Source organism: Mesorhizobium sp. BHscii (assembly GCF_053848065.1).
The window spans coordinates 82686-99287 of record NZ_JBSPKW010000024.1 but is presented as its reverse complement, the minus strand read 5'-3'; the positions used below and the strand labels follow the sequence as shown (position 1 = coordinate 99287).

21 protein-coding genes are annotated in these 16602 nt (G+C 62.6%); 8 read left to right on the top strand and 13 right to left on the bottom strand.

Annotated elements, in window-relative coordinates; genetic code table 11:
• The coding region (locus ACWTU7_RS26705) for a TCP-1/cpn60 chaperonin family protein (RefSeq protein WP_455846555.1) at positions 1–357 on the top strand (357 nt) is incomplete at its 5' end.
• A 388-nt stretch (positions 358–745) separates the two neighbouring features.
• Here ACWTU7_RS26705 and ACWTU7_RS26700 read toward each other — a convergent pair.
• Positions 746–1345: a TetR/AcrR family transcriptional regulator gene (locus tag ACWTU7_RS26700; RefSeq protein ID WP_455841473.1), complete on the bottom strand. Its 600-nt coding sequence runs from the start codon at positions 1343–1345 to the stop codon at positions 746–748.
• A 119-nt stretch (positions 1346–1464) separates the two neighbouring features.
• Here ACWTU7_RS26700 and ACWTU7_RS26695 point away from each other — a divergent pair, with 119 nt between their 5' ends.
• On the top strand, positions 1465–1944 hold the full coding sequence (locus ACWTU7_RS26695; protein ID WP_455841474.1) for an OsmC family protein: 480 nt from the start codon (positions 1465–1467) through the stop codon (positions 1942–1944).
• Entirely contained in the window at positions 1931–2317 is a 387-nt protein-coding gene (locus ACWTU7_RS26690) for a nuclear transport factor 2 family protein (protein ID WP_065009021.1), read from the top strand. The genes ACWTU7_RS26695 and ACWTU7_RS26690 overlap by 14 nt, the downstream gene beginning before the upstream one ends.
• A 10-nt stretch (positions 2318–2327) precedes the next feature.
• On the opposite strand, the gene ACWTU7_RS26685 is transcribed toward ACWTU7_RS26690, so the two are convergent.
• The 9 genes from ACWTU7_RS26685 to ACWTU7_RS26645 all read right to left on the bottom strand — a co-directional run bounded on the left by ACWTU7_RS26685 (position 2328) and on the right by ACWTU7_RS26645 (position 7828).
• Complete coding sequence (locus ACWTU7_RS26685) at positions 2328–2939, bottom strand: LysE family translocator (RefSeq protein ID WP_455841475.1); 612 nt, start codon at positions 2937–2939, stop codon at positions 2328–2330.
• 261 nt (positions 2940–3200) lie between these two features.
• Positions 3201–3584, bottom strand: coding sequence for a YkgJ family cysteine cluster protein (locus tag ACWTU7_RS26680; RefSeq protein WP_455841476.1), 384 nt, complete (start codon positions 3582–3584; stop codon positions 3201–3203).
• A gap of 5 nt (positions 3585–3589) precedes the next feature.
• The gene (locus ACWTU7_RS26675) at positions 3590–3757 is read right to left on the bottom strand and encodes a hypothetical protein (RefSeq protein WP_455841477.1); all 168 of its coding nucleotides are present in this window, start codon (positions 3755–3757) and stop codon (positions 3590–3592) included.
• A gap of 1 nt (position 3758) precedes the next feature.
• Complete coding sequence (locus tag ACWTU7_RS26670; RefSeq protein ID WP_455841478.1) at positions 3759–4166, bottom strand: hypothetical protein; 408 nt, start codon at positions 4164–4166, stop codon at positions 3759–3761.
• A complete protein-coding gene (locus ACWTU7_RS26665) occupies positions 4166–4393 on the bottom strand; it encodes a hypothetical protein (RefSeq protein WP_455841501.1) in 228 nt (75 codons plus the stop codon). The genes ACWTU7_RS26670 and ACWTU7_RS26665 overlap by 1 nt, the downstream gene beginning before the upstream one ends.
• 342 nt (positions 4394–4735) lie before the next feature.
• A complete protein-coding gene (locus ACWTU7_RS26660; protein WP_027055304.1) occupies positions 4736–4945 on the bottom strand; it encodes a cold-shock protein in 210 nt (69 codons plus the stop codon).
• 401 nt (positions 4946–5346) lie between these two features.
• Entirely contained in the window at positions 5347–6126 is a 780-nt protein-coding gene (locus ACWTU7_RS26655) for an SRPBCC domain-containing protein (RefSeq protein ID WP_455841479.1), read from the bottom strand.
• Positions 6123–6446 carry an ArsR/SmtB family transcription factor gene (locus ACWTU7_RS26650; protein ID WP_455841480.1) on the bottom strand — a complete coding sequence of 108 codons (324 nt, stop codon included), beginning with the start codon at positions 6444–6446 and terminating at the stop codon, positions 6123–6125. Before ACWTU7_RS26650 ends, ACWTU7_RS26655 begins: the two co-directional genes overlap by 4 nt.
• A gap of 251 nt (positions 6447–6697) precedes the next feature.
• Entirely contained in the window at positions 6698–7828 is a 1131-nt protein-coding gene (locus ACWTU7_RS26645) for a metallophosphoesterase (RefSeq protein WP_455841481.1), read from the bottom strand.
• 125 nt (positions 7829–7953) lie between these two features.
• On the opposite strand from ACWTU7_RS26645, the gene ACWTU7_RS26640 reads away from it, so the two are divergent.
• The gene (locus ACWTU7_RS26640) at positions 7954–8541 is read left to right on the top strand and encodes a hypothetical protein (RefSeq protein WP_287340219.1); all 588 of its coding nucleotides are present in this window, start codon (positions 7954–7956) and stop codon (positions 8539–8541) included.
• Positions 8542–8577: 36 nt separating this feature from the next.
• Here ACWTU7_RS26640 and ACWTU7_RS26635 read toward each other — a convergent pair whose 3' ends face one another.
• The gene (locus ACWTU7_RS26635; RefSeq protein ID WP_455841482.1) at positions 8578–9264 is read right to left on the bottom strand and encodes a TetR/AcrR family transcriptional regulator; all 687 of its coding nucleotides are present in this window, start codon (positions 9262–9264) and stop codon (positions 8578–8580) included.
• 95 nt (positions 9265–9359) lie between these two features.
• Here ACWTU7_RS26635 and ACWTU7_RS26630 point away from each other — a divergent pair, with 95 nt between their 5' ends.
• From ACWTU7_RS26630 to ACWTU7_RS26615, 4 genes are all read left to right on the top strand, one after another.
• A complete protein-coding gene (locus ACWTU7_RS26630; RefSeq protein ID WP_455841483.1) occupies positions 9360–10130 on the top strand; it encodes an NIPSNAP family protein in 771 nt (256 codons plus the stop codon).
• Between the two features lie 147 nt (positions 10131–10277).
• Entirely contained in the window at positions 10278–11675 is a 1398-nt protein-coding gene (gene fumC / locus ACWTU7_RS26625; RefSeq protein ID WP_455841484.1) for a class II fumarate hydratase, read from the top strand.
• 122 nt (positions 11676–11797) lie between these two features.
• Positions 11798–12220 carry a DoxX family protein gene (locus tag ACWTU7_RS26620; protein ID WP_095490857.1) on the top strand — a complete coding sequence of 141 codons (423 nt, stop codon included), beginning with the start codon at positions 11798–11800 and terminating at the stop codon, positions 12218–12220.
• A 153-nt stretch (positions 12221–12373) separates the two neighbouring features.
• On the top strand, positions 12374–12796 hold the full coding sequence (locus ACWTU7_RS26615; protein WP_455841485.1) for a DoxX family protein: 423 nt from the start codon (positions 12374–12376) through the stop codon (positions 12794–12796).
• Between the two features lie 28 nt (positions 12797–12824).
• Here ACWTU7_RS26615 and ppx read toward each other — a convergent pair whose 3' ends face one another.
• Positions 12825–14360: an exopolyphosphatase gene (gene ppx, locus ACWTU7_RS26610; RefSeq protein WP_455841486.1), complete on the bottom strand. Its 1536-nt coding sequence runs from the start codon at positions 14358–14360 to the stop codon at positions 12825–12827.
• Positions 14360–16561 (bottom strand): RNA degradosome polyphosphate kinase, encoded by a 2202-nt coding sequence (locus tag ACWTU7_RS26605; RefSeq protein WP_455841487.1) that lies wholly within the window; start codon positions 16559–16561, stop codon positions 14360–14362. The genes ppx and ACWTU7_RS26605 overlap by 1 nt, the downstream gene beginning before the upstream one ends.
• Positions 16562–16602 lie beyond the last annotated feature (41 nt).

Here is a 16602-nt window from a genome sequence, read left to right as displayed (position 1 = left end):
GACCAGACCGCGGGCATCAGCATCGTGCGTCGCGCGCTGCAGGCTCCGGCTCGCCAGATCGCGTCCAACGCCGGTGCGGAAGCATCGATCGTTGCCGGCAAGATCCTCGAGAACAAGGGCCCGACCTTCGGCTTCAACGCCCAGACCGGCGAATATGGCGACATGATCGCCATGGGTATCGTCGATCCGGTCAAGGTCGTGCGCACGGCTCTCCAGGATGCGGCCTCGGTCGCCGGCCTGCTGGTCACCACCGAAGCCATGATCGCCGAGGCTCCGAAGAAGGAGTCGGCTGGCGGCGGCATGCCTGGCGGCATGGGCGGCGGCGGCATGGGCGGCATGGGCGGCATGGATTTCTAAGGAAATCCATCAGCACGACCATGAACTGATAATGCTCAAGCCCGCAAGCGGGCTTGAGTGGCGGCATGGATTTCTAAGGAAATCCATCAGCACGCCCATGAACTGATAATGCTCAAGCCCGCAAGCGGGCTTGAGTGGCGGCATGGATTTCTAATCCAGCCCATCAGCCTTCAGATACGGAAAGGGCGGCAGCGATGCCGCCCTTTTTATTTGTTACGCACCTCAATCGCCGTGGCAGCCGCGATCGGCGGGCGAGACCTCCTGTACCGCTGTACGCTTTGGCAATAGTTACGGCATGGATCGCAGGGCTGGAGCCATCTCTTGTTCGGCCTTCGGCGTTTTCGGCAGGGCTCCGCGCCGGCTTCGATGCGATGAAGGCCATAAAATATCAGCCCGCCGTTACCGCGACCTCTTTGGCAGGCAAGGCACCTTCTATCAGCGCGGCGACCTCATCAGCCACCGCCAGCACCGGGGCGCGGTCGCGGGTGGCGCGCGCGATCACCATCAGCCCTTCCAGCGATGATTCGACAAGCAGCGCCAGAGCGCGGGCGCGGCGCTCGGGCACCCCTGCCCTGACGAAGCCCGCCTGCAGCAAGCCTATCCATTGCTCGAAAGCCGACCGGCACAGTTCGGCCAGCTCCGGCACGTCGGTCGGCGAGTCCAGCACCACGGGCGCGATTGGGCAGCCAAGCGTGAACTGGTTGTCCTCCAGCATGCGCGCGACCGACTGATAGATATGGTGGACGGCCACCGCCGGATCTTTTTCGGCAGCCAGCTCTTCGCCAAGCCTTTGAGTCACCTTGTCAACGCTGTCGCGCGTCACTTCGATGACCAGTTGGTCCTTGCCGCCCGGAAAATGAAAATAGAGCGATCCTCGTGGCGCACCGGAGGCGCTCAAAATGTCGTTGAGCGAAGTACCGTGATAGCCGCGCTGCCTCAGCAGCAGCGCCGTCGCCTCGATCATGCGGGTACGGGTATCGTTGGCCATGTCAACCTCTGTCAGGAGTCAGCATTATAGACCTTGCACTAGATATGACAATCGGTTTACATAATATGTAGATCAGTCTATATATCTCGACGGCATTCGTGTAGGAGGAGAACGATAAAATGACCATCCGTGAAGCAGAGGCCCAATGGCAGGGGTCGTTAAAAGAAGGTTCGGGCCGCCTGCGGCTTGGCAGCGGCGTGTTCGAAGGCGCCTATTCCTTCCCGTCGCGCTTCGAAAACGGTCCCGGCACGAATCCGGAGGAACTGATTGCGGCGGCGCATGCCGGCTGCTTTTCAATGGCGCTGAGCGCCATACTAGGCAGCGGCGGCCATGTCCCCGTACGGATCCACACCGTTGCCAAGGTGCATCTCGGCACCAGCACGGCCGGGCCGACGATCACCCGCATCGAGCTTGAAACGGAAGCCGAAGTCCCGGGGCTGGCGCCCGAGGAATTCCAGCGGCTTGCCCAATCCGCGAAGACGACATGCCTGGTCTCCCGAGCTTTGGCCGGGGTGGCGGATATCAGGCTCAAGGCCGACCTCGTAACGGCCGCCGCTGCGGAAAATGAAATCAGGAGGTGCCAAGATGGAACAGAATAGCATCATGCTCGTCCATCCAGACGACCAATCCAGACGGACGGCCGAGATCATGCGGCGCTTCAACGACGTGTTCCAAAATCATGATCCGTCGGCACTCCCGGGCCTGGTGGCCGAGGACTGCGTCATCGAAAATACCATGCCGGCGCCAAATGGCGCCCGCCATGCCGGGCGGGAGGCGTGCGTCGGCCTATGGTCGGCGATCGCCAGCGAACCCGGCACGCGCTTCGACCTTGAAGAGACGTTCGTCGCCGGTGAACGGGCGACAATCCGCTGGCGTTACTGGCGTGCCGACGGCAACTCCATCCGCGGCGTCAATCTGATGCGCGTAGCGGACGGGCAGATCGTCGAGGCGATGGGATACGTCAAGGGATAGCCAACGGGTGCTACCGCTCGGTCAGCGCCAGTTTTGCGCCGAGCGCGACGAAGGCGCCGGCGAAGGTGCGGCGCATCCAGGTCAGCACCATCGGCCGCGACACGACATGGCTGCGGATCGAGGCGGCGAAGATGCCGTAGCCGACAAAGATGACGAAGGTCAAAAGCATGAAGACGGTGCTGAGCTCCAGCATCTTCGACAGGGCATGCGGCTCGGTGGTGCTGACGAACTGCGGCAGGAAGGCGAAGAAGAAGATCGACAGCTTCGGGTTGAGGATATTGATGAGGATGCCTGAGGTAATCACCTTGCCGGCCGAGCGCGGCGCGGCAGCGTGCCCGACGCTCAAGCTGCCGCTCTCTTTCAGCGTGTTCCACGCCATGTAGAGCAGGTAGGCGACGCCCAGATATTTCAGCGTCTCGAAGGCGAGTGCGCTGGTGTGCAGCAGCGCCGCCAGACCGGTGATGGCGGCCGCCATATGCGGAATGATGCCGAGCGTGCAGCCGAAAGCAGCGATGATGCTGGCGCGCGCGCCACGCGAAAGCCCGGCGCTCAGGGTATAGAGAACGCCAGTGCCGGGCGAAGCCACGACAATCAGCGAGGTCAACAAGAATTCGATGCTCACGGATGATCCTCCTGTGCCCTGCCCGTCGGCAAGGTAGCCAGCAAGATCAGTGTGCACAAGCCGTGGCGATTGGCGGTTCCTCGCCCCCATCCTTATGGGGGAGAGGTGTCTCGGCGAAGCCGAGACGGAGAGGGAGGAATAGCGCGAGCCTGCGCTCAAGCACCTTGTTCGAAGGGTCGCGTTTCCTGAACCGACCGCTTCGGCCACCTCTCCCCCACTAGAGTGGTGGCGAGGAACTCAAGCTTCCAAAAAGGCAAGACCCTACAGCGTCGGCAGGCCATTGCTGCGACGCGCCATCAGGCAATCGTCGCCACCAGGCATGCAGGCGCGGCAGACGTCCGGTCGGACCTCGTAGATGCCGCAGGCGGTCGACTTGCCGACCTCGCCGGCAAGCGCCGAGCAACGCATGCCGTCACAGCGCATGCCCGATTCGTCGACGGCCACATAGTCTCGCGGGATCAGGTCGAGCTGCGCGTCGTCCTCGGTCGAGAAGCGGGGCCATTCGGATGAATAGGAACAGCAGGCGCCGCAGCTCTGGCAGTCGAAGAGAGGGGCGGCGCGCTCCTCCAGAGGCGAAAAATCTCCAGCGCTCGCCAAGGCAAGCAGCCCTGACGCAACCGGATTCAGATCGGCGTTTCGCGGCAAAGGCGCTATTTTTTCTTTTTGGTCTTGCGCGACGCCACTTCTGCCGGCGACGTGAACAGATCGGTCGCGGCCTCGGCGGGAACGTCGGCTTTCGGCGCGGCGGCCGGCTTGGCCAGCCTTGCGGTGACAGCAGATGCCGCCGGCTGATCCTTGGCTGAAAATTTTATGGCCATATCAATCCTCGTCGGAGAAACGCGATGATGGCGCATTCGGGTTGCGAAGGCGGCCGATCAGCGCCGAGACCGCCGTGATGTTCATTTCCTCGGGCGACCAGTTCCTGGTCTCCTCGATGTGCCGGGGCGCCAGCTCGCGATGCGTGCTGCCGCTATAGGCGGCATCCTGATGGGTGACGCGCTCGTGGGTCTTGGCATTTTCGCGGACATACTCGATCAGATAGTTCGGGCATTCGGAGCGGCCACGCACGCCGAGCCTGACCTGGGCATCGCCATGGGCGCGCTTGCAGCGCTCCAGCTTCTCGAGCACCCGGCGGACATATTCGACCGGCTTGTCGAGCTCTCCCACGACATCGGCGATGGTCGAATCGGCGGCGATCGCCTTTTGCGGGACGCGCTTGGTGGCCATCAGCGTTTGCCCACGCGCTTCGGCGAGGCTGCGAGCGCGGCGGCCGCAGCCATCTCGTCGGCTTCCTTTTCCAGGCGCAGTTCGCGCAGCCGCGCGGTCTTGGCTTCCCGGGCCTCGCTGACAGCATCCTGTTCGGAAATGATGCGGTTGAGCGACATGGACTGGGTCTGGGCCTTGCTGAAGATGGATTCGGCCTGGTCGCGGGGTTTCTTTGAAGTAGCGGTCAAGGTCTTTCTCCCGGTTCGGAGCATGATGCCGCAAAATGGCGAGACCGGTCTTTCGACCAGGACCACGCACAAAGCAATACGGCAGTCGGATTCAAATTGCTGAGCATCCTTAACACGTTCAAGCGAACGCGCGGTGCTCTTTTCCAATTTTTGAAGCGCGAAATGCAAAAGGCCAGGCATTGCCTGACCTCCCGCTGAAGCGCCGCGCGTCCGGTTGAACCCGCCGACACTTTTCATCTGCGCATGATCCTTTCTGGAAACTGATTTCCCGGGTCATGCGCTGGAATTCGCCGTTCACCGGTGCCAGTACATCCGTGGTCACCGGCGAAGCTGAATTCCGTTTTAGGCCGCCTTCAACTGATCGGCGGACATCTTGCCCGACTTGTTGTCGCGGACCATCTCGTAGCCGAGCTTCTGGCCCTCGACGATGTCGCGCATTCCGGCGCGTTCTACGGCCGAGATGTGGACAAATACGTCGGTCGAGCCGTCGTCAGGCTGAATAAAACCAAAACCCTTGGTGGCGTTGAACCATTTAACTGTGCCTGTGCTCATAACGAACCCTTTCCGTGGCAAATATTCGTTCGCCGTCATGCGAATGCACAACAGCGTTTGTCTCGATTTTGATGGGGGAAGTTCGTCAAAGGCGCGCCTGGACACGCGGATAACAAAAGTCGGTCAAACAAATATCGACGAATTGCTTTTAGACTTCTTTTGCCACCGTGTCAATTTTTGCTTTTGGCGCCCGGTAACATCTCGCGCCGCTGTCTGCGCGGAATCGACGGGAGCCCGACTGCAAAATCACACCGACATGCGGGAACCGATTTGGCTCTCGTGCATTTTGCATATGTCGAAAGTTATTTTGAAAGAGCGATCTTGAGAAAGGCTGACGACAACAGGACGCCCCCCGCGCAGAAGCACGAGGGGCGTTCTTGTATGCGTCGGAGGAACCGCGCTCACGTCACCGCGGTGATCAACGGCAGGATCTCGTAGCGGAAGCCCAGCCCGGAGCGCACCGTGGGATCAGCTTCGGTCAGTTCCCTGGCGCCCTGTTCGTCTTCGGCCCGCACGATGCCAAGGCCCCATGGCCCGGCTGGATCGGCGACCGGTCCGAACAAAAGCACCCTGCCCTCGGCGAGTTTGCGGTGCAGATAGTCCGAATGCTGCTTCATCAGTGCCTCTTCCGCAGCGGTCATCGTGAAGGCGAAATCGGACCGTGGCGGTATGAGCCTGCAGTGGAACACGGCCTGTGGCTTGCCGTGCCCCTCGCTGGTGAGGAAATCGCCCAGCCAACCGAGCACGTGCTCCCAGCCGGAGCCGTGGGCGCGGCACGACTCCTTGCGCGCACCAAAACCTTGATGGCGCAGGGTCAGCCGGGTTCCTGCCTCGACCGCTTCGAGCATGTATACGACGGTAGTAACATTGTCGCCGGCCCACGGCGCCTTCCACGTCATCACCAGCCTGTGCGGCGGGTCGACCTCCAGATACTCACCCTGGACATGGAATTCCTCGCCGTCGGCGCCCTTGCCTTCCGAACGCCAAGCGCCGCCCGGCCGCACGTCTGCGATATGTCTGGTCGTTCGGTACTGTTCGTCCGAACCCCACCAGAGCGGGATCTGGTCTTCAGCGGTCAGTGCGTGAAACACGCGCTCCGGCGGCACTGCGATCGTCACAGTGGCAAGGATGGTGCCCGACGAAACGTCTGCGATCGCGCGCGGTCTGTCGTTGCTGGTCATCTTTCGCTCTCCAGATAGGATTTCAGATTGCCGAGGCTCGCCTGCCAGAAATCGCGATAGGGCAAGATCCAGTCGGCCACGTCCTTGAGCTCGGCCGGCTCCAACCGGTAGAGCCGCTCGCGGCCGATCTTCTGCTCGGAGACGACGCGCAGCTCACGCAGGACCCGCAGATGCTTGGAGATCGCCGGCCGGCTCTGCGAAAAGGCCGAGGCAAGTTCGTTGACGGGCGCCGGCCCCAGGCGCAATCGGTCGAGGATGGCGCGTCGGGTCGGGTCGGCGATGGCCCGGAAAACGGAACGATCATGGTCAGCCTGCGGCATAATACGTATCCATTTGGTTACCTATTATGCCGATCCTCTCCTCTTGTCAACTGCAACTCGTGTTCAGCGTTCCTGTTCGGATGGCCTGATGACGATTTTGTTGACGCGCGCCGCTGATCGAGGCCTGCTTTCGCAGGATTGGTGATGTGCCAGCCGGGCCCGGTCGGCACAGAGCCGTCTCGAACGGCGTCTCCAGACCTGCCTTCGCCAGATCGCCCGGCGGGTGAAGAAAAAGGCGGCTCGGCCGCCGGCTAGAAACTAAGACGCTTGGAGAAAGCGTTGGTGAAAGCGACCTCGCCGTTGTCGCCGGTGGCTTCGCCAAGCACAACGTCCATGCTGTCGCTGGTCACTCGCGCCAGCGCGAAGCCGCCCATATAGGCGGCCTTCGGCTTGAACAGGTCGAGCCCGTCGCGGCGGTAGATCATTGGTGTCTCGTGCTGGTGGCCGTGGAATATGCCGATGACATTGTAGCCCTTCAGCGCCGCCAGAAGCGCCTGCCGGTCCGCCTCGCTCCACCAATGCGGCGGACCGGTACCGTCATCGTCGAAGGTTCCTTTGGCGGCATTCCACCGTTCGGTCGAAAAAACATCCCAGCCATAGTGCTGGTACAGGATGACGGGGCGGCGATCCGCTGCATAGGTCGCCAGATCCTGCTCCAGCCATGGTAGGCTGGATACCGCGCCTTGGCCGGCGTCGCCGGCAAAACGGTGCGTCTGGACGAGATGCAGGCCGCCCCAGTCCCATGAGTAGCAGTCGGTGTCGACATCGTAACTGGTGGCCGGCACCGGCGGCTTGAAGAACACGCCGGCACGATGGTTGACCTCGACATAATCGCGCATTTCGCGGCGGTACCAGTCGACGTGCTGCGGCGGGCCGTTCTGGTCGAGATCATGGTTGCCGAGCCCGACATAGACCGGCATATGCACGCGATCGGGACCGACGCCCTGCTGGTAACGCTGGCTGAACTGGAGCAGTTGCGTGCCTTCGCTGGGTTGGGTGACCTGGCCGCCGCCGTCATCGGTCATGTCGCCGCCGACGACGAGGCCGAGCGGCGTGCCGATGCGGCTGCCGGCTGAGCGCAGGCCGGTGGCTATGCCGTTGATTTCGGCCGGCCAGTCCTTCTCGCCGATGGCGTTCAACGCGGCGACACTGCGCAGCAAGGCGGCGTCGGTCTTGCCTTCCTGCTGACAATTGGGGCTCAGCCCGCTGGCCATGCGGCAGGCATGGACATCGGCGACGAACAGGAAGGTGGCGTCGACAGGCGGAATGCCCTGCCCGGTCCCTCCGAGCGCCGGTCGCACAAGAGCGCCGGCTGCAGCAAACGCTGCTGCCTGTGCCAGGAAGCTGCGCCGGGAGACTGATCTTGCCGAGATGCGGTTCATGACGCGAGATTCAGCACAGCCGGCGCCTCTTCGTCTAGTTGGCTCGAACGGTATGTCGACACGGTGCCGCAGGTCTGGCATTCCTTCAGTGTCAGGACTCAACTTGCCGGGCAGACGAGGACGCTATGAAGACTATATCCATCGGCACGGCACTCACCATCCTGGCGAGCGCCGCTCATGGTGCCGAGTGCATCGACGCCAAAGCCGCCAAGGCCGGCTTCATTCTCGAAAGGCCCGGCATCCACAGCGAGTTTCGACCGGCGGCGGCTGGAATGGTGTCGGTTGCCAACGAATACCAATCCCAATCGCCGCAGACGCAGTTTCTGTTCGGCGGCCTGATCGAGGTGTTTCGCGACAGCGAGACCGGTCAGCTTGCCATGATCCCGTTTTCCGATCTCAGAAAGCTGTTTCCGCTCAAGGCCGGGGCGAAGAGCAAGACCATATTCGTCCGTCTCGCAGCAAACAAACAACCGAAGGGCACCGAGACGCTCGAGATCAACGTCAAGGGCAAGGAGACCTTCAGCCTGGGCGACTGCAAATACAACGTGCTCGCCGTGAGGCAGACGATCAAGAACGAGGCCGGCAAGACACAGGATGAATTCACCGCGCTGTACGCGCCCGACCTGCAGGCCGTTCTGGCCAGGCGCTATGACGAGGGCACCAGCGGCGAAAGCGTGGTCGGCTACGAGGTGATCAAACCGCTGCCAAATTAAGTCCCGGCAGGGCAGAGGGCGACTGGCGCTCCGGCATTAAAAGGCTTTGTACTGCCGCAGCACCCTGCGACGTCGCTTCGCTCCTGCTCCGCCCTTGGATGACGAAACTGGGGAAGCGCCCTGCTCCAGCGCGTTCAGGCAATCGCGCAGCACACCAGAATCCTGCGTCGTCTTGGCCATCGACATGGCGCCGGAATAGGTCGCGACCGCAAGCGCGGCGAAGCGCTGCGGATCGGTGTCCTGCTCCCTGCCCGCCTGCTGGTCGGCCCGAACCTTGTCGGCGATTGCCTGGCGCCATGCCGAAAAGATGCCGGCAAGGGCAGCGCGAAAATCCGCATCGGCCAGCGACAGTTCATGCGCCAGATTGTTGAGCGGGCAACCGCGCACGAAACCCTGTTGCTCCAGTTCCGCCGCCACGGCCTCGAACACGCTGCGCACGCCCTCGCGCGCCGAGCCTGCCGCCTGCACCGGCGCGATCCATGTTTCTTCGACGGCCGCGGAGACCCGCTCCTCGATCACCGCCAGCGCCAGCGCCTTCTTGGTCGGGAAATGATGATGCAGCGCGCCGCCGGTGACGCCCGCCGCCGCCATCAGGTCGCCGAGGCTGGAAGCGTGGTAGCCGCGCGCCTGAAAGGAGGCTTCGGCGACATCGAGCACGCGTTTGCGCAGGCCGTCCGGGTCGTTGGTGCGTTTCCCGGGCCGCATCTTCAGGCGAGCGATCATCTCTGCTGACATTTCCATACGATAGCAGATTGACAAAACAGGACAACCGGTCTGTTTATAAAACAGGATGAACACCCTGTTTTGGAGATTGTGCGATGAGCCTGCCCCCGAATGCCCCGTCGAAATCCAGCCTCAACGCCTCGCCGGTCGTCGAGCTCAGGCAATACACACTGAAACCTGGCCGGCGCGACACGCTGATCGACATCTTCGACGGTCACCTGATCGAGGGTCAGGAAGCGGCGGGGATGACGATCATCGGTCAGTTCCGCGATCTCGACCGGCCTGACATGTTCGTCTGGCTGCGCGGCTTCGAGGGTATGGAAGCGCGGAAAAATGCGCTGACCGCTTTCTACGAGGGACCCGTATGGGCGGCCTGGCGCGATGCCGCCAACGCCACGATGATTTCCTCCGACGACGTGCTGTTGCTGAAACCGGCATGGCCGGGCGCGGGTTTCCAGCTGACAGGCTCACAACGGACAGCCGTGCCGGCTTACGAAAAGCCAACCGGAGACAATCGCTTGTCGGATAGTGTTGTCATCAAGATTCATCATCTGCGGCCCGGCGCCGAGGCCGATTTCGCCAGCCGCTTCGAAACCGACGCCATCCCCACGCTGGCGGAATTTGGCGCACGGCCACTTGCTGCGTTTGTCACCGAACATGCCGAAAACAGCTTTCCCCGCCTGCCGGTGCGATCAGGCGAAAACGTCTTCATCAGCGTCACCGCCTTCGACAGCGCGGACGTCCACGATGGCGTTGAAGCCGCGCTTGCCGCTGCGCCGGCCTGGCAGGCATTGCTGTCGAGCCTGGCCAGACCGACGGAAACGCTGCGCCTATCTCCAACCTCACAGTCGCTGCTTGGTCAGTGAGAGAGGAGCCTCTTCCTTCTCCCCCCTGCGGTTGAAGGAAGTGAGGTTCCTTCAACCGATTTGCATCCTTGCGGCTCGCAATCTCCGCTTGAAGCCATTTCTGCAACGCGATACGCCGGTGCCGAATTCGACAGACTGGAGACACAAGTGAGCGCGCCAGAGACCAGAACCGAAACCGACACGTTCGGTCCCATCGACGTCGCCGCCGACCGTTATTGGGGCGCGCAGGCGCAGCGTTCGCTGGGCAATTTCAAGATCGGCTGGGAAAAGCAGCCGGCGTCGATCGTTCGCGCGCTCGGCATCGTCAAGCGGGCGGCGGCCGAAACCAATATGGAGCTGAAGCGGCTCGACCCGGCCATCGGCAAGGCGATCGTCGAAGCCGCTCAGGAAGTCATCGACGGCAAGCTCGACGATCATTTCCCGCTGGTCGTCTGGCAGACCGGCTCGGGCACGCAATCCAACATGAACGCCAACGAGGTGATCTCCAATCGGGCGATCGAACTGCTGGGCGGCGTCATGGGCTCCAAGAAACCGGTGCACCCCAACGACCACGTCAATATGAGCCAGTCGTCGAACGATACCTATCCGACGGCCATGCACATCGCCGGCGCCGAGCGCATCGTGCACGACCTGTTGCCGGCGCTGAAGCATTTGCATGCGGCGCTCGAAGCCAAGACCAAAGCTTTCGCCCACATCATCAAGATCGGCCGCACGCATACGCAGGACGCGACGCCCCTCACCCTTGGCCAGGAATTCTCAGGCTATGCCGCGCAGGTCGCCTCGTCGATCAAACGCATCGAGATGACGCTGCCCGGCCTGCAGGAACTGGCGCAAGGCGGCACGGCCGTCGGCACTGGCCTCAACGCGCCGATCGGCTTTGCCGAGAAGGTGGCGGCGCGAATCGCTGACATCACTGGCATCGGCTTCGTCACAGCGCCGAACAAGTTCGAGGCCCTGGCCGCGCACGATTCCATGGTGTTTTCGCATGGTGCCATCAACGCCTGCGCCGGCGCCCTGTTCAAGATTGCCAACGACATTCGTCTGCTCGGCTCCGGCCCGCGCTCCGGCCTCGGTGAACTGTTGCTGCCTGAAAACGAGCCGGGTTCATCGATCATGCCGGGCAAGGTCAACCCCACCCAGTGCGAGGCGTTGACGCAGGTCTGCATCCAGGTGTTCGGCAACAATGCCGCACTGACCTTCGCCGGCAGCCAGGGCCATTTCGAGCTCAACGTCTATAACCCGCTGATGGCCTATAATTTCCTGCAATCGGTGCAGCTGCTCGCCGACGCCTCCATCTCGTTCACCGACAATTGCGTCGTGGGTATTGAGGCGCGGGAAGAGAACATCAAGGCCGCACTCGACCGCTCGCTGATGCTGGTGACGGCGCTGGCGCCGACCATCGGCTACGACAACGCCGCCAGAATCGCCAAGACAGCGCACAAGAAGGGTACAACCTTGCGCGAGGAAGCGCTGGCCACCGGGTTGGTCAGCGAGGCCGACTACGACCGCCTGGTGCGGCCGGAGGACATGACGCATCCGGGATGATTTTGAGCTGATCGCAAAAACGTTACTGCTGTGAACAATCTGTAACCAAATCTGCATCTTTGGTGAACAGTCGCCCTACTCTATGTGGACGGGCAACGCAACCCTTCCGGAGAGAGCCCATCATGTCTACCAATACATCCGTTGCCGGTTCCGGCACCGTTTCCAACGCCTCGGCCACCATCCTGCTTGGCCGCGTTCTGCTTTCAGTCATTTTCGTGCTTTCCGGTTTCGGCAAGCTCACTGCGATCGCCGGCACCGCCGGTTACTTCGGCAGCATGGGCCTGCCGATGCCGACCGTAACGGCGATTGTCGTCGGCCTGATTGAGCTGCTTGGCGGTCTCGCCATCCTCATCGGCTTTCAGACCCGGATCACCGCCTGGGTGCTCGCAATCTTCACCGTCGCCACGGGACTGGTCGCCCACACCGGCTGGGCCGATCAGATGCAGATGATCAGCTTCATGAAGAACCTGGCGATTGCAGGCGGCTTCCTCGTGCTGGCTTCCTCAGGCGCCGGCGCCTATTCGGTCGACGCCAGGCGCGGCTGACGCAGGCTAATAACTAGTGCAGCAAGGGGCGCGGAATTTTTCGCGCCCCTTTTTCGTTGTCTCTGTGTGTGCCGATTTGCCGATTTCAGCGACAGCCCTGCGAGGTTCGCTGAGCCGGCACGGGCCTGACCGGGCGCCGGCAAGGGGGTGACGATGTTCCGCAATGCGCTGCTTCTCGTCTCCCGGCTGCTGTTCGCTGCCCTGTTCGTCCCTTCCGGCTTCCACGCGCTTGCCGATATCGCCGGCACATCAGGCTATTTTGCCGGGCTCGGCCTGCCGCTGCCGACGCTGGCGGCTTGGGCAACGGGCCTGTTCGAGCTGATCGCCGGGTTGCTCATCCTCGTCGGCCTGCAGACGCCGATCGTGGCGCTGCTGCTTGCCGCCTTCTGCATCGCGGCCGGCTTCATCGGCCATTATGGCCAGGGCGGCGACGATCCGACGCTGACCTTCATGCATTCACAGATGCTGATGAAGGACATCGCCTTATCAGGCGGTTTTTTGGCATTGGCGATGGCTGGCGCCGGCGCCTATTCGCTTGATGGGCGGATACTTCGGATCGGCCCTGAAACGACTTGACCGGCACAAGCTGTTTGTCTGAGCCAGATTACTTGGCTGGCATATTGGAGCCGCCCTCGACCGCCAGCACCAGCCGGCGGTTGGTGACCCTCGCCAGCTGTGCCAGCCGGCCGGCCGGCCGCTCGCCGTAAAGGTCGGCCAGCGACGCCGGCAGCACCAGCGCAAGCACGCCATTGCCGCGGCTCTCCCATTTCAACCGCGGCATGACGCCCGGCATCGCCGCCGTCAGCAGATAGACGACGCGCATCACGGCGGCCAGCACGCGAGCGCGCTCGATATAGCGTGGCGTCGCCAGTGCCTTGATTTCCGGCGCGATCGATTCGTTGAAGATGCCCTCATGACGGTAGGCGTTGGTCAGCGCCAGGAAGGCGCGGCCGGGATGGTCGACGCCGATGAAGGAGGCGTGGGCAATGATGTTGAGCGATTGCTTGCCGCGATATTCGGGATGTGCGCGCCAGCCGATGTCGGCAAGCAGACAGGCGGCCTGGCGGTAACGCGCCTCGTCGACCGTCTCCTCGATGCCGAAGGCGGCGAAGGTCTTGCCCGTCCACTCGACAAGCTCATGCGCGTGGGTGACCGAGCGCGAACGCAGCCGGGCGAGTTCCTCCGAGGCCGAGATCAGCGGATCTGCCTTCTGATCGGCTTTGTCGAGCAGCGAATAGAGGAAGCCCTCGCGCACGCCCAGCGCCGAGACGATGATCTTGGACGGCTGCATCGCCGCCATGATCTCCTGCAGCACGATGGCGCCATAGGGCAGCAGCGAGCGGCGGTTCTTTGAGACGCCCTCGATACCCCTTACCTTCTCGATCTCGCCCTTGGCGACCTGCTTGAGGAAGTTCGTAGCGCTGTCGATGCCGATCTCGTAATGGTGCATGACGCTCAGCGGATAGCTGGTCATTTCCATGTACAGCCGGGCGAGGTTTCGCCAGGTGCCGCCGACCGCGTAGAACGGCCTGCCCTGCCCGCCTTTCAGCAGCTTTGCCCGTGCCAGTTCGTCGCGCGCTATCTTTGCCGCCTGGGCCAGTGAGTTCTTGGCCATGTCCTGCAGACGCAGGCCGCCCAGCGGCAGCGTGATGCCGTCGCCGATTGCCTCGCCATCGACGTCGACCAGTTCGAGGCTGCCGCCGCCGAGGTCGCCGGCGATGCCGTTGGCCGGGTGGAAGCCGGAAATGACGCCAAGCGCGGAATAGTGGGCTTCCTGGCGCCCGCTCAGCACCTGGACCTCGGTCTTGAGTACATCTTCGGCGCGGTGGATGAAATCGGGGCCGTTGACCGCCTCGCGGGCGGCCGCGGTCGCCAGCACATACATACGCTCGGCGCCGACCTGCTCGGATAGCGCGCGGAAACGGCGAAACTCCTCCATAGAGCGGGTCACCGCCTCGGGATCGAGCTTTCCGGTCGAGACGATGCCGCGACCGAGGCCGGCCAGCATCTTTTCGTTGAACAGCGTGGTCGGCGAGCGCGCCAGCCCCTCATAGACGACAAGACGGATCGAGTTCGACCCGATGTCGATGATGGACAGCGGTCGGCGGTCCTGAAGCCGGCCCTGGGACGTTGAAATCATCAGCCGGTCGCTGCGGCGTTTTTCTTGCGGCGCTTGAACTGCGCGATGCGCTTGGGCGCATGCGATTTCAGCGCATCACCGCGTCCGGAAAGGCTCGGATTGGTCATGAAATATTCCTGCGCGTTGAACGGTTCCTCGCCCTCCTCAAGCGTGGCGCGCCGAGAGGTTCCGTCAGCCAATACGTCGAAACTTTGCTGGTTGTCCATGATGTTGCCCAGCATGATCTGGCCGAGGACTTGTTCATGCACCGTTGGATTGGTGATCGGCACCATGGTTTCGACGCGACGGTCGAGATTGCGCGGCATCAAATCGGCCGATGAGATGTAGACGACCGCCCCGTCCGACGGCAGTCCATGGCCGTTGCCGAAACAATAGATGCGGCTGTGTTCGAGGAAGCGGCCGACGATCGACTTGACCCTTATGTTTTCCGACAGGCCCGGCACCTGGGGCCTCAGACAGCAGATGCCGCGCACGACGAGATCGATCTCGACGCCGGCGCGGCTGGCGTCATAAAGCGCGTCGATGATGATCGGATCCACCAGCGCATTCATCTTCATCCAGATGCGGGCCGGCCGGCCTTCCAGCGCATGGGTAATCTCGTCTGAAATATGCTTGAGAATCCGGCTTCTCAGCGTGAAGGGCGAGATAGCCAGCCGCATCTCATCGGTCGGCTCGGCGTAGCCGGTGATGAAATTGAACAGCTGGGCGACGTCGCGGGCGATCGTCGGAGCGGTGGTGAAGAAGGACAGGTCGGTGTAGATGCGCGCGGTGACGGGATGGTAGTTGCCGGTGCCGAGATGCACATAGTTGCGCAGCTTGCCGTCCTCGCGCCGCACCACCAGCGACATTTTCGCGTGTGTCTTCAGTTCGAGGAAGCCGAACACGACCTGAACGCCGGCGCGCTCGAGGTCGCGCGCCCAGCGGATGTTGGCTTCCTCGTCGAAACGCGCCTTGAGCTCGACCAGCGCCGTCACCGACTTGCCGGCCTCCGCGGCGTCGACCAAAGCGCGCACGATCGGGCTGTCGTTCGAGGTGCGATAGAGCGTCTGCTTGATCGCCACGACTTCCGGGTCGGCCATCGCCTGGCGCAGGAACTGCACCACAACGTCGAAGGATTCGTAGGGGTGATGAACGATGATGTCCTTCTCGCGGATGGCGGCGAAACAGTCGCCGCCATGCTCGCGGATGCGCTCGGGAAAGCGCGGATTATAGGGCGTGAATTTGAGATCGTCGCGGGCGATGGCGACGATCTCGGAAATCTGGCTGAGCGCCAGCGGACCGGTGAGCACGCTGATGCGGCTCGATGAGACGCCAAGCTCGCCGGCGACGAACTCGCGCAGTTCGGCCGGCATCAGCTTATCGAATTCGATGCGGATGACCGAGCCGCGGCGGCGGCGCTTGAGCGCCGTCTCGAACAGGCGCACGAGATCCTCGGACTCCTCCTCGACCTCGATGTCACTGTCGCGGATGATGCGGAACGTGCCGGAGCCCTTGACTTCGTAGCCGGGGAACAGCTTGCCGATATAGAGGCCGACCGCCTCTTCCAGCGGAATGAAGCGGACATGATGCTTGCGGTCGGGCAAGCGAATGAAGCGTTTCAGCGCCACCGGCAGACGCAACAGCGCGCTCATCTCCTCGCCATTCCTGCGATGGCGCAATTGCAGGGCCATCGAGAAGCCGAGATTGGGAATGAACGGGAATGGATGCGCCGGGTCGATCGACAGTGGTGTGAGCACCGGAAAGACCTGCTCCTGGAAATGATCCTCGAGCCAGGCCTTCTCGTCCTTGGTCAGCCCATCGCGGCTGATGCTCTCGATGCCTTCCTTGTCGAGCAGCCGCATCAGCGCGGAAAGGCTATTCTGCTGATCTTCCTGCAGACGCTCGACTTCGCGCAGCAATTGTTCGAGCTGTTGTTCGGGGGTGCGGCCGTCCGGGCTCTTCAGCGTGATGCCTTCGCGAACCTGGCCGGCGAGACCGGCGACGCGGACCATGAAGAACTCGTCGAGATTGCCGGCCGAAATCGACAGGAAGCGGACACGCTCGAGCAACGGATGGTTGGCGTTCAGCGATTCCTCGAGGACGCGGCGGTTGAATTGCAGCCAGGAAAACTCGCGGTTCACGAAGCGGTCCGGGTTGCCGCCCTCTGGGCTCGCCACCTCGACGGTGGTGAATTCGCTCTGCACCGGCTTTAGTTCGTTCATGGTTCCTGCTCGTTTCGCACCCGCTGGCCAGAGCATCGCGC